Origin of the sequence: Olivibacter ginsenosidimutans (assembly GCF_039542865.1) — a bacterium.
GTDB classification, from domain to species: Bacteria; Bacteroidota; Bacteroidia; order Sphingobacteriales; family Sphingobacteriaceae; genus Olivibacter; species Olivibacter ginsenosidimutans.
This window is the reverse complement of sequence record NZ_BAABIQ010000036.1, coordinates 81112-102726: the sequence shown is the minus strand read 5'-3', so window position 1 is coordinate 102726 and position 21615 is coordinate 81112. Positions and strand designations below refer to the sequence as shown.

Annotated in this window: 16 protein-coding genes; 2 read left to right on the top strand and 14 right to left on the bottom strand. The window is 38.4% G+C overall.

Annotated elements, in window-relative coordinates; genetic code table 11:
* Positions 1 to 10: 10 nt before the first annotated feature.
* The 4 genes from ABD930_RS12800 to ABD930_RS12785 are packed head-to-tail and all read right to left on the bottom strand — an operon-like array spanning position 11 to position 3984.
* Positions 11 to 1741, bottom strand: a complete 1731-nt coding sequence (locus ABD930_RS12800) for a HEPN domain-containing protein (protein WP_345232123.1) — start codon at positions 1739 to 1741, stop codon at positions 11 to 13.
* Between the two features lie 8 nt (positions 1742 to 1749).
* Entirely contained in the window at positions 1750 to 2871 is a 1122-nt protein-coding gene (locus ABD930_RS12795) for a hypothetical protein (protein ID WP_345232122.1), read from the bottom strand.
* Positions 2868 to 3503: a GIN domain-containing protein gene (locus ABD930_RS12790; RefSeq protein WP_345232121.1), complete on the bottom strand. Its 636-nt coding sequence runs from the start codon at positions 3501 to 3503 to the stop codon at positions 2868 to 2870. Before ABD930_RS12790 ends, ABD930_RS12795 begins: the two co-directional genes overlap by 4 nt.
* A 10-nt stretch (positions 3504 to 3513) precedes the next feature.
* Positions 3514 to 3984: a hypothetical protein gene (locus ABD930_RS12785; protein WP_345232120.1), complete on the bottom strand. Its 471-nt coding sequence runs from the start codon at positions 3982 to 3984 to the stop codon at positions 3514 to 3516.
* 167 nt (positions 3985 to 4151) lie between these two features.
* Between ABD930_RS12785 and ABD930_RS12780 the strand changes: the two genes are divergently transcribed.
* Positions 4152 to 4538, top strand: a complete 387-nt coding sequence (locus ABD930_RS12780; protein WP_345232119.1) for a helix-turn-helix domain-containing protein — start codon at positions 4152 to 4154, stop codon at positions 4536 to 4538.
* Positions 4539 to 4614: 76 nt separating this feature from the next.
* Here ABD930_RS12780 and ABD930_RS12775 read toward each other — a convergent pair whose 3' ends face one another.
* The 9 genes from ABD930_RS12775 to ABD930_RS12735 all read right to left on the bottom strand — a co-directional run bounded on the left by ABD930_RS12775 (position 4615) and on the right by ABD930_RS12735 (position 17462).
* The gene (locus tag ABD930_RS12775; protein ID WP_345232118.1) at positions 4615 to 5772 is read right to left on the bottom strand and encodes an SIR2 family protein; all 1158 of its coding nucleotides are present in this window, start codon (positions 5770 to 5772) and stop codon (positions 4615 to 4617) included.
* A 10-nt stretch (positions 5773 to 5782) separates the two neighbouring features.
* Positions 5783 to 7072 carry an McrC family protein gene (locus ABD930_RS12770; protein WP_345232117.1) on the bottom strand — a complete coding sequence of 430 codons (1290 nt, stop codon included), beginning with the start codon at positions 7070 to 7072 and terminating at the stop codon, positions 5783 to 5785.
* A gap of 90 nt (positions 7073 to 7162) precedes the next feature.
* Positions 7163 to 8977, bottom strand: coding sequence for an McrB family protein (locus ABD930_RS12765; protein ID WP_345232116.1), 1815 nt, complete (start codon positions 8975 to 8977; stop codon positions 7163 to 7165).
* Positions 8977 to 9573 carry an ImmA/IrrE family metallo-endopeptidase gene (locus tag ABD930_RS12760; protein WP_345232115.1) on the bottom strand — a complete coding sequence of 199 codons (597 nt, stop codon included), beginning with the start codon at positions 9571 to 9573 and terminating at the stop codon, positions 8977 to 8979. The genes ABD930_RS12765 and ABD930_RS12760 overlap by 1 nt, the downstream gene beginning before the upstream one ends.
* A complete protein-coding gene (locus ABD930_RS12755; RefSeq protein ID WP_345232114.1) occupies positions 9557 to 11080 on the bottom strand; it encodes a restriction endonuclease subunit S in 1524 nt (507 codons plus the stop codon). Before ABD930_RS12755 ends, ABD930_RS12760 begins: the two co-directional genes overlap by 17 nt.
* Before the next feature lie 4 nt (positions 11081 to 11084).
* Complete coding sequence (locus tag ABD930_RS12750; protein ID WP_345232113.1) at positions 11085 to 12725, bottom strand: HsdM family class I SAM-dependent methyltransferase; 1641 nt, start codon at positions 12723 to 12725, stop codon at positions 11085 to 11087.
* A 2-nt stretch (positions 12726 to 12727) separates the two neighbouring features.
* Positions 12728 to 15796 carry a type I restriction endonuclease subunit R gene (locus ABD930_RS12745; protein ID WP_345232112.1) on the bottom strand — a complete coding sequence of 1023 codons (3069 nt, stop codon included), beginning with the start codon at positions 15794 to 15796 and terminating at the stop codon, positions 12728 to 12730.
* Positions 15796 to 16662 carry a nucleotidyl transferase AbiEii/AbiGii toxin family protein gene (locus ABD930_RS12740; RefSeq protein ID WP_345232111.1) on the bottom strand — a complete coding sequence of 289 codons (867 nt, stop codon included), beginning with the start codon at positions 16660 to 16662 and terminating at the stop codon, positions 15796 to 15798. The genes ABD930_RS12745 and ABD930_RS12740 overlap by 1 nt, the downstream gene beginning before the upstream one ends.
* Positions 16662 to 17462, bottom strand: coding sequence for a type IV toxin-antitoxin system AbiEi family antitoxin domain-containing protein (locus ABD930_RS12735; RefSeq protein ID WP_345232110.1), 801 nt, complete (start codon positions 17460 to 17462; stop codon positions 16662 to 16664). Before ABD930_RS12735 ends, ABD930_RS12740 begins: the two co-directional genes overlap by 1 nt.
* A gap of 200 nt (positions 17463 to 17662) precedes the next feature.
* On the opposite strand from ABD930_RS12735, the gene ABD930_RS12730 reads away from it, so the two are divergent.
* The gene (locus ABD930_RS12730; protein ID WP_345232109.1) at positions 17663 to 20635 is read left to right on the top strand and encodes a TOTE conflict system archaeo-eukaryotic primase domain-containing protein; all 2973 of its coding nucleotides are present in this window, start codon (positions 17663 to 17665) and stop codon (positions 20633 to 20635) included.
* Here ABD930_RS12730 and ABD930_RS12725 read toward each other — a convergent pair.
* Positions 20572 to 21072: a hypothetical protein gene (locus ABD930_RS12725; protein ID WP_345232108.1), complete on the bottom strand. Its 501-nt coding sequence runs from the start codon at positions 21070 to 21072 to the stop codon at positions 20572 to 20574. The genes ABD930_RS12730 and ABD930_RS12725 overlap by 64 nt on opposite strands.
* Positions 21073 to 21615 lie beyond the last annotated feature (543 nt).

Genomic DNA, 21615 nt, shown 5'->3' with positions numbered 1-21615 from the left:
CTTTCTAATTCTAATAGGCTGGTTCAATAACCTGTTCAGAAAACTTTGCTTTTAATGCTTCGTAATGTTCTTGAACCAGCCTATTTGCCTCTTTCTTGCAGATGATGCATCTTTCTGATATTAGGCTTAGTTCACTCCAGTCTAAATCAATATTGGTCTTAACTCGCATATCTGTTAAAATACCCGTCAGCATCTTCCATCGTTTTTTCTCTTCAGAAGTGTTGTTTGGGAATATTTCACGGGGAAATTCCCATATCCCGGCAACGATGGGAAAAATACTCCTAAGCGCAAATTTTTGGGGTGTGTAATCGTAAAAATATTCTAGCAAACCTAGGAAGATCTGCTCTAATGCCAGATTATACATCAAGGTCTTGCTACATATATTTTCCACACATCCGATTGTATTGGCGCTTTCAAGAAAACCATCTGCCCGTTCAAATCTTTCTTCCCAGTTCCGCCATATTTTCTCAAGTTTCTTTTTGTTGCTGACACGTTCAATGTTATTTATGGTTGGCCATTTTATTCCACTCCCGTCTTTAAAGAGTAGTATTGCTTTTTGTAACGCATGCTGAAAGAACCATTTATTTTTCTTTAAATCCACCTCAATTTCCAGTTTACTATGGCCCAATAAATGCACAAAGTAATATGGCGATCCGTTCAGACTGTTTTGTAGTTGTAATATCTCTTCTCTGATATCCGTCTCGCTCACAAGTAATAATGTATAGTCTACGAATCTTTTGTTCGCACCAATAACCTCCATATTGTCCTGTCTGTACTGCTGTTCATAAAAAGAAATCAAGTAGATTTCTTTAATGTCCGAAAAAGACAGGATTTTCTCGAGAATGTCTTTTAGATAAGGATATTCCGGAAATTCCATCAACTGAATACCTGCCTGTGATATAGTATCATTCTCTACCTTAATATTATAGATATATTCAGATTCGAAGCTTGCTAAACATTCATGAAAAAGTTTTTCAGTAACCCCCAATAACGCATTCATTTTCATCTCCAGCGTATTGATATCTTCTTCCGATATTTCAAAGTCATCTTCATAACGGACTGCACAATAGGTCTCGTTCAGTAGGGATAGCAGACGGTCATCATTATCATTGACCTCAGAGAATACCGTATTTAACATACCCGTTGTCTTTCCTAGATATCGGTGATGGCTTCTGATATTATGGCTCGCCTTTTCTTTTCCCAAGGTTAGGATTTCCATACACCTGTATCGGAGTTCAAACACTTGGTGTAACATGAAAGCCGCCATAGAAAGGTTCCCCTTTTCCCGGTAGAAATCAAATCCATCCCTAAACTCTGTAATCTTAAAGTTTTCTCTATCAAAGAAACGCCGCAACTCGACGGCATTCTTCTTAGCGGTAAATTCCTCCGGATAAAGCTGAAACGAACACGATGGATTCTTAAAAAGAGTTCTGCTCGGATGACATGCATGGAACAAGAATATATTTCCCTGTACCAATTTCTCCTTTACCGATGCGGAGACAAATGTTACGTGATGAAAGCTTTTGTATTTCCGCAGATCAACAGTGATCTGTGGATCAATTTCTCCTATCGATCGAGTTTCTTTGTTCGACAAAAGGATAACAATTTCATATAAACTCTCTTCTTTCTCTGAAGAAAGGGGCTCTAGAAGGAAAAGGTAGTCAACCTTATACTTCGAAGTCAGTGTCAAAATAATATCCCTTAAATCATTTTGATCGTTTTTATTAGTCAGTTCTATCATGATCGTATTCAGTTAAAATCAGGTTGGTATTCAAGTATAGTGGCAATTTCAATCAGCTTTACAATAAATTCATAGGCCTCCCTTGCTTCATTCAGAATTTTTGAATCAGTATGATTGCTTAAAACCGCTTGTTTCCAGTTCTCTAAAATTGAACGCCATTCACTTAACGGTTTTTTGCGAAACCCCTTTAGTACGTATTTGAATGGTCGTTTCTTCTGCTTTCCGGAAAGATTGTGAATCGTCTCTAGTCTGTCCGCAGGGATCTGCCACCGCATCTTTGCCAATTCAGACATTCCCGGTGTATCCGTTATATATTCATGAAAAGATTCTATAATAAATAGAAATTCATGGAAGTAATAAAGAACATTTCCCGGATTCCCGTGTGTTTGCCAGTAATTACTTTCGCCTATTAGGATTCTTGCTTGATCGGCTATACTAATTAGATCCTTTGCACGCTCGTTTTCAAAAATATCGTAAATAGTGTCTGAATAGCCGAAGGTACTTGAATCCGTATCTATGCCAAATCCCACGTATTGTTCTAAAATTTTCATGTCGCACTCGGATATGTACCTTTCTGTGTCACTTGAAGATAGGACAAACAGCGATCTAATTATTTTACTGATATCCTGATAGGTGTCATAGATAAACTCATGAAGCGATGAATAGTAATCAACGCAATCGGGTTCCAGACCTTCAAATAGCAAATCATATAGATCGAGTTTTATACGGTAAAATCCATTCTGCGAATTGACTTTTGTGAGCAACTTGAAAGCTTCTTGCCTGCTTTCAATCAAAGCCTCCGTAAATTCATCGTCCCCTCGGATCGTCGGGTGAAGACCACTAGATCCGAACTTCACTTTTTGGACATAATTCGGTCTGATTTGCATGATCAAATAACCGGCCTCGATCAGTCTTACAATTTCTTTAAAGCATTCGTATAAGTACAAAGGGCTTTCAAATTTCATCCAATATGCTGGTCTTATCGCCGATGAAAATAGAGTCCAGCATACTTCCTGTATATCATCATCCGAAGCTTTGCCGTTGAAAATGTTGAGAATTAAAAACGGATTTAATATTTCTTCTTTAGTTAGATAGGAAATCCTGTTGTCACCGTATATGATATGGTTCATTGCTGGCATGTTTTAGGGTTACTAATATTTTTCAGTGTGCATTGTTCATCTACCTGTATTATTTTCATCCTAGGGTTTCCACGATAATCCATTTTACTACGCCCGTACAATCCAAACTCTAGCTCCTCTTCAAACCATATAGACGCCTTAGCCTCGTCGTGGACATGTACATTACCTTCCGACGCTTCCAGTTCCGATCCATCATAAACACTTCGTTGATGCGCCAAGACACCTGAGAAAATTGTTCTGCCGGACAGTTTTGCATAGGCACTTTTTATAACGGTACAGTCGAGAGAAAAAGCGTCTACGGCTATATTCAGATTTCCTTCTCTTACGATTATACCCATATTTTGTAGGGTGAGTGTCTCTGATGAGCGAACAAAGCATTTATCCAGCATCTGCAATCCTGTCAAGATTTTATAGGTGATCGTTATCTGCGGATAATAATCGTGTAGCAACAGGTAACCGTAATATTCGGGCTTGGTGTAGATGACTAATTGATCGTCGAGGATAGATATATTTACCCAATTCGCCTTTTCTCCATTTTCGTCGATGGAGAAAGACGATTGGTCGCCGTGTGATAGTGTAATCTTACAGCGCGTCTGTACAAGTAAAGTGTTAAAATCATCCATGTTTTTTCATTTAGTGTTCTTCCAGTATAGAAATATCCCCCTTATGCCTATTCTTTTCAAACCAACGTTTGAACCAATGCTGCATATACATATGGTTGCTTTTCCAAAAGAGTTTCATGTCCTCATGATCCATACCATCAATCGTTTTACGTATTTTTCGGTCAGCTTTTATTTCGTCAAACATCTGCTTGATCTGCTTTTTAGTGTACAGAGGCTGGCCATATTTGCAGGCTAGAAAGAACTTCTTTGCTATTTTTCGTTGTTTAGGTGTAGCTGAATTATGATGGGAGTAGCTTAACATCCACATAAAATCGTTTAACAGTTTTTCGACCTTGATATCTAATATGGCACACAACATTCTGAGATTTGATGGAATATCCAATTTTACCTCTCTAACTTTACTGGAATACATTTCATCGATTTCAGCATACTTGTGATACATGTCCACGGTTACAACCCTGGGATTCTTTTTCTTCTTCATATCAATTTATTTTGGTTTACACAAATGAACACAGCATCATCCACGTACCGAACCAAAACAGCGTGTATAAAACAAATAGCCTTTGTATCGCACAAGCAATATCTTGTTTTGTACCATCTCCAGATATTTCGTATCTTGAACGCTGAATATTTGTTAACTTTGGACTTATGAGTACAACCAACACGACAAACCATATAGGAAGAAAAATCAGCCGCATTCGTGAACTGCGTGGTATGAAGCAGGAAGCTTTAGCATTCGAATTGGGTATAAGCCAACAAGCTGTATCAAATATGGAGCGCAATGCCGAGATTGAAGCAAATCTATTGATTCAAGTTGCTGAAGCATTAGGGGTTACTCCACAAGCTATTGAGAATTTTAGTGAGGAAGCCGTGTTTAATATTATAAATAACACTTTCCAAGACAGCAGTTCAAACAATAACAATTACTTGTGTACAATTAATCCGCTTGATAAAATCATTGAATTGTACGAGCGCCTTTTGGAAGCCGAAAAATCTAAGGTGGAGTATTTGGAGAAGTTGTTGAAGGATAAATGATTTAGCTTCATTACTATATAAAAGACGTTCACTAAAAAGGTGTGTTCATTCCTGCTGAACACACCTTTTTAGTGAACTAATTTTCATCAAAGTCTTCAAGCGTAATATTTTCGGGTGTCTTCTCAATTAATTTCGCTCCTTTTTGAGCCACAAAATCTAAAACAGCTGGAGAGGGACCTGGATCAACCACATAAATCGGTACTCCTGTTTTCAATTTTTCATCTATTATCCTGTTAATGCCACTATCTAAGCAACCATAACCGATGATAATCAATTTATCAGATTCCGAAAGGTTTCTTTCTAAGTGACTAAGCATTACCCCAAAGTATTTCGGTTCAGCATATCTAGATTTTTTGAATATAGTTCCTGATAAAAAATCTGAGTGATAATTGGTAAAATCTAATATATCCCCCTGTTTATCACGTTTTTTTATATTGGTCAAATCTGTTCTCCATGGAAATTTAACGTAATCAGTAACATGGCCATCTCCGTGAAAGGGAATTATGTTGAAACTCCCGTGAAGTTTAAATAATCTGATATTACTTGGGTATTCATTAGTGAACTTCAGAAGTTTTTTATCGTATCCATCACTATCTTCGTAGTATTGTGTGTCATCGGTAAATCCATCTGACATTTCGCCACCGAATTCTTCAGTATACCTTAATGATTCTAGAAACAAATCGTGATTTAAAGTATGAAAATTCAACAGGTTGCCCTCATCTTTGAAGTGCCTAACTAGCGTCAAGAAACCAACGTACTTCTGGCGGCTAAAATCACTTACAACATTTGACGAATAGAATTTATCTTCACCTCCATCTGAAATTTTCCATGAAACTATTTGGGTAAATATTTTAATCAAATCTGACCTTAAATTCAACAAATCTTTATACCAGCCATCTTCATTGATGCATTTTCTTAAAATCGCTAACTCGTCGTCGGAAAATTTTGTCTCTTCAGTTAAAGTGAGGAAGTCATAAAACTCTTCGTAATTAAAGTTACCAGGATACCTCTTATCATATAGTTTGATTAGCTCTAAAAGGCATTCCTTCGCTAATTTATAGGATCCCAAGGTCCAGATATCTCGGCCATCCGGCGTAGGTGCAACATTGCCCGCCGCACTAACTATAAAATCACCATATTTAAGAGAAGTTATGGCTTGTGCCAATTTGTATGCAACAGGATATCCTTGATTCACTGAGAATCCAGCCCCTAATAAAAAAGATATATTTCTCATAATTTACATTTTAGTCCTTCGCTTTTATAATTAAACTGTCCTCATGCAACTGAGGATCGAACAGACAAACTAGCCCACTTATCACGTTTATAATACTAGCTTTCCAAAGGATAAAATCTCTATTTACTGGAATCTGTAAAACGTGACAAAACTTGTTATCCAGAGCGGTTTGATCTTTCAAATAGAACTGACCAGAAGTATTGCTACCTTCCCCAGGATAGATTAGAGCAACCTTTTCAGCATTAAAATACTCATGGTAAACATACATCTGCCGTAAGTCTTCTGGTGACGGTGCTTTGCCACCTAGGTTTTTCCATTTTGTATCCAATACTATTCGCTTATTGCTTTGCGGATTTGTCAAAACAATATCAGGGCGCATATTGGAACTCAAATGTTCGCTTTTCCAAAACTTTCTAGTGACTTGACCAGCTACAGTGTAGCTCTTCATAGATTTACGTAGCAAGTTTACAACAAATTGTTCCCATAAAGCATTCATATCAAACATTAAGGCTAATACATTCCTTCTTCCTTGACTAACATCCGGATGGTAATTGAGTAATAGCAACTCTGCAATATCGATTGCTTTTTTATAAATGATAGTCTTCCGATCATAACGGATACGTTCGAATGCCTGGGGGGTAACTTTTAATCTGGATTGTTCCGGAAAATTCAGCATCAGACTACCGATTCGAGAAGCCAAAATGCCATTCCTGTTTAATCGCGATAACAATTGCAACGTACAATATAAGATTTGATGCAGTTCGTGGTTAATCGTATATTGAGTAGTTTGGATATAAAACCGCTCTTTGTGAACGATGTTTTTTTGAAGATGCTTCGTTATGGATAACTTACCTTTCAGCGCTTTGGCATTACGTTCTTCACGAATATATTTTTTGACTAAACCTCGTCTTACCAAAAACTCTACTTCTACAACGAAGAGTTCGAAATATAAGTCTAGAACAGAATTATGTCTAAGTTTCAAATGCGAGCTTCCCGATTCCTTCACAGGAAAACCCCAAACTGAACGGATCATATTGACCAGCAAATTTTGCCACATACCCGTATCGTTAGAATTATCGGCTTTTGGCAAAACTTCAATCAACGTGTCGCCGATCTGTAAAGCTCCGACGTATTCACAAAACTGTACACCATTACGAATCAAACTATAAAAGGGCGAATGATTGCCATAATAATTCACCAGAGCTTGATATTGTGACTCTGAGAGATATTGTTCTCCTTGATCCACAAGAAGCTTCTGGTGTTCAAATACAACGATATGTTTAAGGTCCGGCTTAGCCATTACTCATCAAATGACCTATTGCTTCCCGAAACGTTCCTCCAGCCAGGGTATTTAGCCGATAATCGATGATTTCATAAACAGGGCGTTCTTCTAGTTCGGTTCGGGTTTATAATCATATTCAAACTCTGCAAACAAATCTGAATCAACAGCTTTTTTCTTAACGAAGCCTTTTCCCAACACTAAACCAATTTTACCGTAGTCCCCAAAGAAATATTCCTGTAACAAAGGGATAATGTTTTTATAAAAGGATTCTATAATTGTTGTTTCATCTTTTCCAATAAAATAAGCATGTCCGATACAGTGATCTCGGTCGATCAGCTTTTCTATCCGGTCATTGATCTTTTTTAGGATTTCTGCTGCTGGATAACCAAATATATGTTGTTGGATTTCGGGTAGCTGATAATTTGGTAACATCTCCTCAAATACGAACCGCCTACGCAATGCCGTATCAATAGCCTCTACTGAACGGTCTGCTGTATTCATTGTTCCGATAATGTATAGGTTTTCAGGGACGATAAATTTCTCTTTGCTATAAGGTAAAGTCACTTCCAAAGATTCTTCTTTCCCCTCTCTTTTAGACTCTTCGATGAGCGTAATCAGTTCTCCAAAGATAGCGGATACATTGCCACGATTAATCTCGTCAATAATAAGTACGTGAGGTAAGGTCTCACTGGATAAATTTTTATTTGTCTTATTGCCTTTAGACACAATTTTGTTATTGATAAAATTGAGCACCGACCAATAGGCGGTTGAATTCATACCGCCAATCACAGCGCGGAACTCTTTATCGATATTTTTTACCACTGAAAGATTTGGGAATGCGTGTTGAAGTTTTTTAGAACGCGCATAGCTCACTACGTATTCCTTTCCACTTCCTTTGGACGGTCTTAATTTGAGGTTGCCATTTGACGTGATCTCGGTCACAAACATGCCCATTTCGGGCGTCAATATACTCAGCTTGTATTCTTTTCCTGATTCAATCTGTTCGTTTGACAACTCAATCAATTCATTCCAGCCATCATCAAAAGTATACGAATATTCCTCTGAAGCATCTGTTCTTGATGCTAACATTCGATCCACTATCTTCTTTAAAATGCCGGGCTGTACATCATAGATCACTTGCTTATTCCCATCTGCATCCTCATCGATCAGCGGTTTAATCCCCTCCACAAAATCTTCGTAGCCTAGACTTTGGTGAAAGGTGGTGAAAACGATTTGTCCGGCATCGACCAAGCGCTTATATTCCGCTTTCACTAGATCGCGGCTTTGATTTAAATCAAAAGACGGATTAATAATGGATATCGCCTTGTTGATAGTGTGATAGGTCTTTCCAGTTCCGGGAGGACCGTAGAGAATTTGATTAAGTGGCATTGTGTGAGTTTGTCGGTTAAATTCGTCTTGTTTGTTCATCTCTAATTGTGGATCGCTTGAAAGCCCTAGGCTTACCATTGTATCTCTAAACAATGTTCTATTCTCTTTATAAAACTTTTCAAACTCCTTAACAATAGTATCATAAGAAAGGTCGGAAGAGTCTAATTCTGTCCAAGAATTTTTACTGGCATTGAGCGAAGCTTCATATGGTTGGTAAGAAGCAATACCCATAATATGAAACTGCATGGTTCCTTCTGATATACCAATAATAATGGCAAGCTTATCCCATACATTATCTTTAAATTCGATCGGATAAATTTTTGCCCATAAGTATTTTTGAAAATACTTGAACCCTCCACCTTGGTTTCTGGGGTCCTTGCGTATTTTGTAAACAAACTTATCCTTTGGTAAGCTTTTGCAAACAAACTCTAATTTATCGTAGATAGCTTTAAGTTCGCTTCTTTCCGGTTCTCTTATGGTTGTTCCCGCGCAAGCTACTACCTTGTCAAGATCTTCTTTTGTAATATTTTCCATCAGCTTCCGAATTCAAATTTGGCTAATTTTAATTGTTGCAAACGATACCTTAATGCTGCTTCCGAAACACCGTAACGTTTCGTTAATTCATCTCTTATCGGAACCCAGATGCCAAAAGTCCCATCGTTTTTAATGTGAAGAAAGTCTTTAATTTTTGCTTTCCGTGAGCGACTTAAGATCCCTAAAAAAGCATTTTTCACTTTCTCTTCCGGCATTAAGAGACAACTGGCGAAATGGTTTGCTTCTTGCTCAATAGTATCTTTCCAAGCACCTTCCTCAACGATTTCGTTTTTTGAGCAATAGAACGTATTCTGTTTCAATTGATGGGACAAAAAATAATGCCCTAATTCATGCGCCATGGTAAAATGCTTACGACCTTCATTATCGATAGCACAGTTAATCATGATATAGGTCTGGCCATTATTCCCTTTGGTAAGCGCACCAACAAAATCGTTACTAGAAGACTCTACTTCCCTAAACTTAATGCCTTCTGCATTCATGATTTCATGAAAAACTTTGTAAACGCCTCCACGTGTAACGTATTTTGTCAGAACCTCATTTGCGATATGTGCGATTTCACTATTTGTCTTCATCATCCATAGCATCGAATATTTCTCTTAACGTTGTCGTGTCTATATCGCCCCTTGCAGCAAGCCCTTGATTGGATAACCACGACTCAAAACGTGGATCTACTTCCAATGATTCGTTAGTAACAAAAGGTTCTAGTTTCTGGTATTCAATAGTTGACTCTGCCGCGATATTTACTTCTGGTATAGTGATGGAATGTTCATCGTTGCCGTTACTGCAATTGTCAATAACCTTTACCTGTCCATTCATCAGCATCGGCAATAGCCAATCTCGGAGTTGAGCAAGCTGTTGGTTTTGTTGGAGATTGATTTGCTTCTTCTCCTCAAAATTCTGGACAATGTTATAGTATTGCTCCACAATATCCTTTGGAGGTAGGACTATTTTATAGGAATTTATAAACGAATCGAACAAAAAGTTTTTGATCCCACTGGTTTTACCTTCATATCCAAAGAAAATGCCTGCATCATATAGGCGTTGCCATTCTTGTTGAAAATTGAAAATATATTTTTCGTCTTTTAATGAGACCGCTTTACAAAAATTTGAACAAATAACATCCGTATCAAATCTTTCAAAGGTCTTATTTGTCAATAAAGCAATTCTTCCCGTAGATTGTGTTGGACTACCTCCTGATATCTCTATAATGAAATCATTTGGTTTTAGCGCTTTTGATAAATTATTTTTCAAGATAAACCGTTGCGGTGCTTTTACTTCTCCTTTTCCATTTAGCCCATTGATGTCCGCTCCTCTAACACAATAGACTCTTTCGGTATAGTTTCCTTCTTCTATGTCTTTCCCCCAATCTCCAGCCTTGGTCTCCTTAATCCAATCACTAAACACCTGAACTTCCCATCCCTCTGGAATTTCCCTTTTCAAGACATTATTATATACGATTTTACCACCAGAAGATTTATAAGGTTTGCCGGCCTCATTCGGAAAATCAAACTGCACAAACCAGTAGTCATACAGTGTCTTAGCCATTTGCTCCAGTTCTGCATTGATTTTATTATTTAGCTGGATTTTATCGTCTAAGCATTTTAAAGCCTTTCCGATTTTTACTTGCTCAGACCTAGAAATATTAGGTACATTTATAAGATCGAACATTTTTGCAGAGATCCCGAACACAGTACTGCCAGAGGTATTTCTAAATATTTCTGTTTGACCTATATCTGATTGTAAAAAATACTTAATAAAATAGTTGTGGTTTTTATTATTTACCCTTAATGCAAACAATCTTTGACTCAGAACAATTTTCTCTTCTGATTCCCAAATTAGGATTTGGCCTGCAGGTGCTTCGGATGTAAGCAATATGTCACCTTTCAACACTTCCTCTTTCATCCAAAGCTTATAAAGACTTTCGTTAACAAACTTTATTTCATCAATATTTACAAGTCCATTAGTCTTTACGTTTAAGGCAGACAAAGCCCTATATCCGTTATTAGCCCAGTCTCCGCCAAGTTTTTTTGGGGTTTTTCCCCTGTAATCAATAACCTTTTCGAGGGTTTTAGATAATTTCATCCAATTACTCATACTTCAATCCTTTCAATTGTTTCTGAATTTCATCATCTAGTCTGTTTCCTTCAACAAAAAGTTCAGCCAATCGGCTTTCAAAGCCATTCATTTTATCTGCAAATTCTTCTGGCGTGATATCCACATACTCTATCTTCACCTCAAAATATTGGCCTGCAGAGAAGCTATAGTTTTTCTCTTTTACCTCGTCAGCATTTACTACCACGCTCAAGTCTTCTACTACTTCCTTATTATGAAAGGTGTTGACAATTCTTGCTTCTTCTTCTCGTGTCAGTACTGTGCGCTGATTTTTGCCTTCCTTGACCGTTTCACCCAATTTACTCGCATCCATCAACACGATCTGTTCTCTGCCTGCTTGCTTATCTATAAAAATCACAGAAACATTAGTACCGGTACTTGCAAAAATATTACTTGGCATACTCACCACACCCCGCAGCCAACCGTTTTCAATTAGTCGTTTACGTATTTTCTTTTCAATTCCACTTTGCGCAGTAATAAAACCTGTTGGAACTACGATAGCTGCTTTACCCGTATCATTTAAACTGTGCATAATATGCTGAATAAATAGTAGGTAAATAGCCATGGATTCTTTTTTTGCTTTGGGGACATTAGGAATGCCCGCAAAAAAACGTTCTTTGAACCGATCTGTATCCAGGTCCTCTCTAAAATCAGAAAAATCCAATTTAAAGGGGGGATTGGACACGATGTAATCAAATTTTTGCTTTTCTAAATAATAGGGTTGCGCAATGGTGTTCGTCTTGATCACATTGGGAATACTATGCGTCAAGTTATTCAAGATCAAATTCAAACGCAACATGGTACTCGACTTCTGCGAAATATCTTCCGAATAAATGGTACATCTGTCTTCGCGGATATTATGTGCCAAGGACATCAATAGGGATCCTGATCCCACACTAGGGTCATAACAGCGGGCTTTCTTTACGTCTCCTTCTACTAATATATTAGCAATGATACGGGCCACGGCATTGGGTGTATAATACTCCGCATATTTTCCTCCCGAATCAGAGTTGTAGTCCTTGATGAGATACTCGAAAATATCTTTAAAGAAATCGTATTTCTCCGTAAAATAATCTTCAAAACTCTCCTCAAAACTAAATTCAAACAATTTGTTGATTAGTGCTTTGCAAAAGTCATCCCGCTGGGATGAGTCTGTGATGTAATTACTTAATTCATCGAATAATTTATCTTTCGCACCCGAAAAGGATTTGATAGAAAATACATCGGCATTCTCTATACTGATATCCCGTAAGGTATCATCAAATGTTTTAGCGAAGTCGTCGGAGTTTTGGATGTTGTACAAATGTGAAATAAGTTGATGAGGCTTCAGACGAGGTACATTTTCATCCAGTAAGTCCATCAATAATTCGTACTGATCAGCTTGTGTATCGTATAGATTTTTTAGATCCTGATAAAACTCTTTATTATCGGCCAATTCGGGTCGCAGTCTTTTGACTTCGAACCGGAATTTATCGTTTAAGAACTTATACAGAAAGACTTGTGTTATAATTTTAAATTCATTACCATCGTTGCCCAAACCGTAATTGGCACATACGCTTTTTAGGCTATCAATCAGCTGTTTGGTTTTTGTGGTATAGGTAATATCGTGTGTCATGTTTATATATTTCCGCGTAATTCGTAATATTCTTTTCCAATCAAATTACTTATGTTTTGACGCGTCGTAGCGTCTAGTTCCATTTTCTCATTTACAACAAACTGTTGAGCGACTAACTTGACTACATAGCGATCGAACCAGGCTTGGTTTTCCAATATATCCTCTTGCCCTTCCAGTTTTTCATCCACTTCGAGCTTCACTTGCATCAATGCTCTGTGCAACTGCATTTCCTTGGCCGATAAACTTCCCTTTTCAGTCAAACGTTTATGGATACGTGCATATTTTTCATCATGATCATACTTCGCTCGTAGCAAGGCATTTTTACGGTTTAACTCCTTCGCCTGATCATAAATTTGACGAAGCAATTGCATATTTTCGACCATATCCTCCTGATTGGTTTCAGAAAGATTCTTTTTCCGAAAGATGCGTTCCAATTCTTCTTTTAAACTGATAAAAGCTGGATCGCCGGTGTCGAAATTCTGCTGTAAGGCTTCCCTTGTTTTGCGAAGTTGATCTTTGTACTCATCTGCTAAGCGCAATTCTTCTTCACCTACTTTAATAAACTGAAAAACGATATCCTCTAACGCAGCGTCTAACAGATTACTGGTTTCGTCACCGCTCTCTAGACTTTCTACAAAGTTTAGATTATCCAATCGGCTTTGCGCTTCCAAGAGTAATCGATTCAGCACGGCAAAGTCCACTAATTCTCCCAGACCTTCATAGCCATTAATCGCAATAATGTTTTTCAACTCCTTCGCCGTACGTAATGCTTTGACCAGTCGTATCAATTCATGCTTATCGTGTATCGCTGCAATTTGCTGAGAGAAGATTTCTCGATTCTGCGTGTCGTAATGAAATAATGTTTCTTGAATTTCATTTATTTCGGTGCGGATTTCGGCTTCGGACTTGAATAAATGTGAATACATTTCCATCTCATCGCCCAATTGTTCCTGCAACTCCTGAAAATATAATTGGTTGGTGCGGTCGAAGGCTTTTGAAATATCTGCAAAATCCACTACATAACCATATTGATAATTTTTATAGGGACGGTTCACCCTCGTCAACGTCTGCAACAAATTATGATCCTGAATAACTCGGGCCAAATACAGCTTTTTCAATCGTTTGGCGTCAAATCCAGTCAATAGCATATTGTAAACGAATAGAATGTCAATCTTTCCGCTTTTGAAGGCTTCAATCAAATCTTTGCGGATCTGCTTATCATTCTCGTCATGTAATATTAAAGCGGCAGTCAGCTTTTCTTTTCGTCTATTGCCATAGGGAACTCCGGGATCAGCAGCTATCGATAAATTCTGTACATGTATCTCTTGTTGACCATACCTTTCTTCAAATAACTGGAAGAGCATTTTAGCCTGCTTGGACGAATCACAAACCACCATTCCGCCGAGCGTTTCATCCCTCCAGTAATCCCTGAAATCCTCGATGTCTTTGGCGATATAATCCAACAATCCTTGTGCAAACCTCCGGTCAGCATAGACATCAGATGTCTTGATATCACCCCTGAGCACTTTAATTTGCTCCATGACTTCTTTCATCTCCATCTTGAAACTGCCTTCAATTTCTTCACGGATCAGTCTTAGCGTATATCCGTCAGCAATGGAACGATTGTAATAGTATTTATGGATATAATTGCCAAAGAGTAGTTTAGAGTCATATTCTTTCGCTACTTCCTTTAATAGTGGTGTACCTGTTAAAGCAATTTTTACCGCATTTTTATCGGAATTGATTAAATTGGCTAAATAGTTTCCCTTTGGATTGTAGCTTCTGTGCGCCTCGTCCAAAAAGAAAATGCGTTGCATATTGATATCGTATCCGATATTTTCGGGGACAGTAGCATCTTCGCTGAATTTTTGAATATTTACGACCGTGATTTCTGCTTGTCCACTATCGTTATGGATTGCACCAATAACGTTTAAATCTGCTACAAATTCTTGTCGGGAATTAACCCTATTGACTTTCAACCCACGTTTAACAAATTCATTAGAGGCTTGAATTAACAAATCCAAGCGGTCTACAATGAAGTAGAACTTAGGAATAATGTGTTTCTTCTGATAATAGTCGGTAAGATGCTTTACATTGTAAAACGCCAAAGCTGTTTTTCCCGAACCTTGTGTATGCCAGATAATCCCCTTGGTTTTTCCTTCTTCCAATTTTGCAGCAATCGCCATAGTCGCAAATACCTGAGGGTACCGCATGATATGCTTTTGCAATCCGCTTTCTTCACGAACATACGCAATAGAATAACGTAAGAGGAAAGCCAATCGTTCTTTGCTGAACAAAGAGGTCAGTATGCGGTGCGTAGGTGTATACGGCTCTTTGTTGGTTTTGAACTCAGGACTGTGTTTGATGACTAGGAGATTGTTATCTTTCAAAACAAAATTTTCCAGCTCATCAGACAGTACTAATAATTCCTGTTTTACCGGATAATCAGCATCTTCACGAAAATAATTAAAATGCAAATCGGAATAGGCTGAAGTAGAATAGAAAGCCCCAAATACAGGTTCGACGATGCCATCTTCATATTCCATATTATTGGAAAACACCATCAACTGTGTCGCATTGGCAAACTTTCTAAAATGCTTCTGTTTGAAACGCGCGTTGATACGGCGTCGCTCGGCCAAAACACCTTCTTTGTTATGTGGTTTCTTTACCTCTACGAATGCGAGGGGCATTCCGTTGATAAGCAAGGTGATGTCTGGACGAAATTCTTCATCTCCATTCTTGCAGATCAATTCAGTGGTAACGTGAAAGCTATTGTTGTTGAAGTTTTTAAGATCAATCAGCTTGATGCCCGAAGTCGCTGTTAAGCGCTGGTAGAATTTTTCACCAATATCTTCATAATCAAGTTCCAAGCTTACTTCATCCAATACTCTTTTTAACTCGTCTAGTTGAACATTCGGATTGATTTTTTGCAAGCTTTCTAAAAATATCGACTCGAAAATATTGGTATCTTCTCTTCGGATTTGTTCTCTTAAGGGAATATAGGTGTAGCCCAACTTCATTAAGTGGAGGAGGGCAGGGATTTTTACTCGTGAGTTTTCATTAAATGCCATTATATCGTTTCGAAGATCTGATCAAACAATAATTTCAAGTCCTTTTTTACCTCGTCAAAAGCGGGCAGTTTTTTTGTAGAGATTTGATGTCCCAAGCTTGATTTCCAAGCTCTTTTCACCGTATTTTCACTCCGAGCGTTAAGTAATTGATCTACTCCTGTAAATTCAAGTCCTTTAAATGCCATTTTCGCTAAGAAAGCCTGCTTAATCGCTGTCCAATCAAGATCACTCGCACACTTGGATAAATACCATATATCGTAATAGTCGCGAGGTGCCGTATACGAGCGTTGTATCAAAGCTCTTAATTTTTCAGATAACACTTCTTTGATATCATAACAGGCAATTTCATTGACTGCAGAACTCAGCTGATCGGAATAATCATGATAAACTGTTTTCAACGTCGGTGCGAATAGCATCTTCTCGTACAGAATAATTTCAACCTTAATTGAAGTCGTCCAACGGGACGGATCTGGTGGAATTTGGTCCTTGGAATGATCGGCTCCCCAAAACTTAACAACCGCAGCGTAGCCAGTCGGCATATCATTGTGCCGAAGATCGGTGAGTTTTTCAAGATGTAATTGCATTCCAGTACGTTCTTGTACTAACGACATGATTTCTCTCAACAAATTTTCATCCAATTGAAAATCCGGATTGATGGATGTGAAATCTAAATCTTCTGAAAAACGATAATCCGCGATATAACATTTCCGTAAACATGTTCCCCCTTTGAAGATTAGTGCTTTCCTGCAAGAATCTATCGAAAATATAGCATCGACAAAATGTCCTAATACCCAATCCTTGTCGATGGTACTTCTGGACACTTCGTGTTCCAAAGCTTTTTTCTCTATTTCCTTTTTCAGTATCATTAGTATTGTTTATTGGATATGTCTAACAATTCCTCCCTGCTGATATTCAATCGCAATCGCCATTCTGCGACAAATTCACCTTCTTCCAATCCCTGAGGATCAAACAAGTTATATTTATTCTTTACCTGCATCTTGGCAAAATCTATAAAAGATTCCATGCTTGGAATTTGGAGAAGCTCAACCAAATAGCCAATACGTTTGGTAACCGCAATATTATTTACAGCCTGGCAGTACTCGATTAATTTAGAAGATTGCATTTGCGCTTGACCAACTGCTCTGATCAATTCTGCATAGCCACCAGAATGTTGAGGTAGATCAAAGCAATCAACTATTGTTTTCTCTACATCAGTGATCGGATACTGAAGGTTGCCATAACCATTGTGTATGATCCCTGTTTTTTTATTAGCTGCTATCCTAACGAATTTATAAGAAGTGCCGAGAATTGATTTATCGTACTTTTTATGTGTCGTTTGAATAAAAACCGTATTAGAGAACTGTTCTGTCAATCCATGTAAATTCAATGCAGACCAATATGCGACAGCACTATTTTCAGCAACGAAAGTACCGATGACATATTCGTCCCGAAAACCTTGTTTGCAAAATTTGCCTTTTTCTATTCGCACAAGTAGTTCCTTGTCGACTAGATTTTCTAGGATTTCACTTAAGTTGTCAAACTTTTGTTCTAGCAACTGCTCAATTTCGGAGAATTTGAACAACTGAATTTCATAGTCGTCCAGCAACTTTAAGAATTCGAGCTGTGGTTTAGTTAAATGTTCCGATATATAAACGCTGTCTGCCATATTACCTTTTGTGGAACGATAAGACCTAAAAATTGGGTCTTATCGTTCCACGATTGGTAAAGATAAGTAACAATTCACCAAAAAGCAACGTTTAATACCAAATCTCAGTAAGCACTCTGAATAAACGAAAGCGTACCAGATAATTAATATTTTTAAGATGTATATTCCAATTCATTATCTTAATACCAAAATAAAAACAAGTGGAATTCACAAACGACGACATAATCTATTTTCTCAACCTTTTTAAAGGTCGTGAAGATGTATTTGCTTTACGCTGGGAGAAGGGAAATAAAAGCGGGTACATGCCGGCCTATAACTATGATCCATATCATTATAGACTACATAAAGCTAATGGCGGCACTTTTCAAAGCTATGCCCACAAAACCTACCTGCCATTGTCAGAAATAGAAATTACTAAGCATCTTAACGGCCTTCAGCATATCGGAATTTATCCACTGTTGCAAGACAATACTACTTGGTTTTTAGCGGCTGATTTCGATAAATCTAATTGGAAAGAACAGGCATTGAAATTTTTAGAAGCGTGTACTGCTAAAAACGTTCCTGCTTACCTTGAACGCTCCCGTTCCGGCAATGGGGCACATGTATGGATTTTCTTTGAGACCCCTTATCCAGCAGCCAAAAGTCGTAAGTTATTTACGCATATCTTGGAAGGGTGCGGTGCATTCTCGCCATTTGATAAGAGTTCCAGCTTTGACCGTCTGTTTCCAAATCAAGATTACCTGTCGGGTAAAGGTTTAGGAAACCTAATTGCACTGCCCTTATTTTTGTCGGCTTTACAGAAAGGCAACAGTTCCTTTGTCGACCCTAAAACAATGGATCCATTTCCTGATCAAATCGCATATCTAAAAGAAGTAAAAAGAGTAAGTTTAAATTTACTAGAGGAATTATATAACGATACTGGGGCTACTAGTGCAGATAGCTATATCCCAGCTATTGACGAAAAACTTAAGATTACCCTAAGCAACACGATCCGTCTAAATAGTCACGCTATACCTTTTGTACTAATCAATTTTTTGAAGGAGCAACTTAATTTTGCTAATTCAGCCTTTATTATCAAGAAAAAGTCAGGGAGAAGCACTTTCGAAACGCCAAGATTTTTTAAATTAATTGAAGAAACGGAAAATGAAATCCTTATCCCAAGAGGATTTATTGGAAAATTGCTACGATTCTGCAGAGAAACACAGGTAGCACATGACTTTGTTGATAATAGACATGAACTCCCGGCAATCCAATTCTCTTTTAATGCCGCATTGCGAAAGCATCAAACCAATGCTGTAGCGGTAGTAGAAAAAAAGGATTTCGGTGTAATTGTCGCACCACCAGGAACAGGAAAAACTGTTATTGGGTTGAAGATTATTGCAATCAAACAACAACCTGCACTTATTGTCGTGCATCGTAAACAGCTGTTAGATCAATGGATAGAACGTATTGAATCATTCTTGGGGATACCAAAAGCAGATATCGGAATTATAGGGCAGGGAAAAGCAAAATTGGGTACCAGTAAGATAACCATTGCAACGATACAAAGTCTCCCTAAATATATCGAAATTATTCAAGACAAATTTGGTACAATTCTAATCGACGAATGCCATCATATTCCAGCGGAATCTTACCGTACCACCGTCGGAAAACTTAACAGTGTTTATTGCTATGGTCTCACAGCGACTCCTTTTCGGAAATATAATGATGATAAATTGATCTTTACTTATCTCGGTGATATCATTACGGAAATCCGACCAGAGGAAATTGAAGATTACAAAAGGGCAAATATCATCGTCCGGAATACCAAACTCCATGTTCCCTATAATTCTAAAACCGACAGTTTCGAAACACTTTCCCAAATTCTAATTCATGATACAGCAAGAAACCGATTAATAGTAGACGATGTATCCGCAGAGCTAAATCAAGGAAAAAAGGCGGTTATAATTACCGAAAGAAAAGAACATATCGAGACGCTTAATCTATTGCTAAAATCAAATTATGAAACCATAACGCTCAGCGGAGATGATTCAGACAGTAGTAAGAAAGCGAAATGGAAAACATTGTCAGAAGGTAATTTTCAAGTACTGATTACGACAGGTCAATATTTTGGAGAGGGTTCGGATATTCAGCATATCAGCACACTACTTTTGGCCTATCCCTTTGCTTTCCATGGAAAATTGATTCAATACATCGGTCGGGTGCAGCGATCCGAGATCAATCCAACTATATACGACTATCGGGATGTACAGATCGATTATCTAGACAAGATGTTTCTAAAACGGAATATCTATTATCGTAAAATCACCAAACAAGCTACACTTTTTGATGAACCAACAGTGGACTATAACGCTCAAGTTGGTCATCTATTTAGTTTAGAAAAGATAACCAAGATCCCCATTGAAGACCTATCGTTCCATTATGGTCATGTAGCCTTCACTTATAAAGTGGAAGAGATGCATACGATTTTGGAATTTCAAATCGAAAATTTGGAGATTAGGCCTGAATTTGAGGTATTAAAACCTTACTTCATCAAGATACTGAAATCTAAAAATATCACTGTTCACCTAAACGCTGAATTTGAGTACGGAAAACTGGTCGCGCAAATCGCTACTTCCGATGATATAGAACGAATAAATAAAGAAATTGTAGAAGGTGTGAAATTCCAGTTTCTGAGCAAGGGACTATTAGGCAAGCTACCTTTGCAAAAACAAAATATTTTGACTTCAGATCAGTTACAGAATGGCGATACTGTATATCAAAACGCCGAAGAGTTACTTTCTGAAATCCTTAAGTTACGAAAATACAAACACTCTCGTCAAGTTCAATTTTTAGCCGATCACCACCAGAGCAGTATTATGAAGATTAGGTTCGTGCTTAGTCCCTTTGCATTTGTATTTCTTCTATCCGGAGACAGCCAGTACCACATCATCCTTGAAACCTTAGATACGGAGGAGGCGACTTATATCTGGCACACAGATAAAAATAAAACCGTCTTGAAAGACGATGTTGCGATGATAGATAAAGATCTCCAGATTATTCGTGAAAAAGGTAGACAGGTTTTCTTAGAAAACCATACTCCCGAAAGATTTAGTCGTATCCTTCATGACTACAGCGACCCGGACAGAGGTTTTATCCTTTGGAAAGCATTCTTGGACGAAGTAACACTTTGAGTGAATTTTAACTCCTTTTCTGATAGGAAATAAGGCATTCGTTGTCCTCCTTCAGCAAGTATGTCGCCAATCCAAATAGACCCTATCCATGGGTGCTCAATTCCAAAAGCATTGGGATAGCGTCTATTTGCCCTACGGGTGCTGCGCAGATTGTCACCATCCTTGCAGTTCAGTTCGTCCTCCTCATAGGCGGCTACTTTGTCTGGCGTGGAGCTGTATTCCATTTCATTCCATGTAGCACCACGCCATCCACCGCCGTCTCGAGTTTGGCTCGCCTGCAGGTCGCTCGGGCTGCGGTGGCCATAGGCAGGCCAAAGCACTGATCGCAATCTCCTTTTGCAAAAAATAACGCCAATCCGATAGGCACTACACGCCCTTTCACAATTCCGATCCAGTGTAGAGCCTATTCGCCCTTCGGTTGCTACGCAGATTGTCATTATTTTTGCATGACCAGTCGGTTGCTCCGGCAAGTGATTTCGTTCTTCCATGGAGCTGTCCTGCGGGGCGCCTTCATTTTGCTATGGTTCATTATCGGCTACGCTGTCCAGCACCATTCCAGTTCTACATCACTTACTTTTCCGCATGCATGCCTAGTCCACCTTGTGTAGGCGAGCTTTCGGCTGTCACCATTTTTGAAACTCCCAAACCACAAATTCCACACATCAAAAATACCGCCAGCCAAGCTCACCTACATATGCCGTCCCCCGGTACTTCGTACCTCTTGGTCCGGCACCCTCGCTCCACTCGCAGGCGGCTCGCGAAGCTTGGTAGCTGGTCAGCAATCCGCTGCGCTCATTGCAGCCAGCTACCAGCCTTAGCAGAAGAAATAAGCTCTCTGATAAAAATGCATACAATAAATATAACAGCCCATAAAAAGCAAAAAAGCAAAGTAAGATAATGCGAGATGGCTAAACAGCAAGGTCAAGAACGAGCTTTTCCCAAAAATCTCCATCCTCTGGATAGTATTTTTAGGAAAAACC

Bases quoted from the DNA above. Each gene is read 5' to 3' on its own strand.
- ABD930_RS12780 (WP_345232119.1), top strand. From the start codon at position 4,152: ATGAGTACAACCAACACGACAAACCATATAGGAAGAAAAATCAGCCGC.
- ABD930_RS12785 (WP_345232120.1), bottom strand. From the start codon at position 3,984: ATGAAGAAGAAAAAGAATCCCAGGGTTGTAACCGTGGACATGTATCAC.
- ABD930_RS12800 (WP_345232123.1), bottom strand. From the start codon at position 1,741: ATGATAGAACTGACTAATAAAAACGATCAAAATGATTTAAGGGATATT.
- ABD930_RS12795 (WP_345232122.1), bottom strand. From the start codon at position 2,871: ATGAACCATATCATATACGGTGACAACAGGATTTCCTATCTAACTAAA.
- ABD930_RS12755 (WP_345232114.1), bottom strand. From the start codon at position 11,080: ATGAAATTATCTAAAACCCTCGAAAAGGTTATTGATTACAGGGGAAAA.
- ABD930_RS12725 (WP_345232108.1), bottom strand. From the start codon at position 21,072: ATGACAATCTGCGTAGCAACCGAAGGGCGAATAGGCTCTACACTGGAT.
- ABD930_RS12740 (WP_345232111.1), bottom strand. From the start codon at position 16,662: ATGATACTGAAAAAGGAAATAGAGAAAAAAGCTTTGGAACACGAAGTG.
- ABD930_RS12760 (WP_345232115.1), bottom strand. From the start codon at position 9,573: ATGATGAAGACAAATAGTGAAATCGCACATATCGCAAATGAGGTTCTG.
- ABD930_RS12770 (WP_345232117.1), bottom strand. From the start codon at position 7,072: ATGGCTAAGCCGGACCTTAAACATATCGTTGTATTTGAACACCAGAAG.
- ABD930_RS12745 (WP_345232112.1), bottom strand. From the start codon at position 15,796: ATGGCATTTAATGAAAACTCACGAGTAAAAATCCCTGCCCTCCTCCAC.
- ABD930_RS12750 (WP_345232113.1), bottom strand. From the start codon at position 12,725: ATGACACACGATATTACCTATACCACAAAAACCAAACAGCTGATTGAT.
- ABD930_RS12790 (WP_345232121.1), bottom strand. From the start codon at position 3,503: ATGGATGATTTTAACACTTTACTTGTACAGACGCGCTGTAAGATTACA.
- ABD930_RS12765 (WP_345232116.1), bottom strand. From the start codon at position 8,977: ATGGAAAATATTACAAAAGAAGATCTTGACAAGGTAGTAGCTTGCGCG.
- ABD930_RS12775 (WP_345232118.1), bottom strand. From the start codon at position 5,772: ATGAGAAATATATCTTTTTTATTAGGGGCTGGATTCTCAGTGAATCAA.
- ABD930_RS12735 (WP_345232110.1), bottom strand. From the start codon at position 17,462: ATGGCAGACAGCGTTTATATATCGGAACATTTAACTAAACCACAGCTC.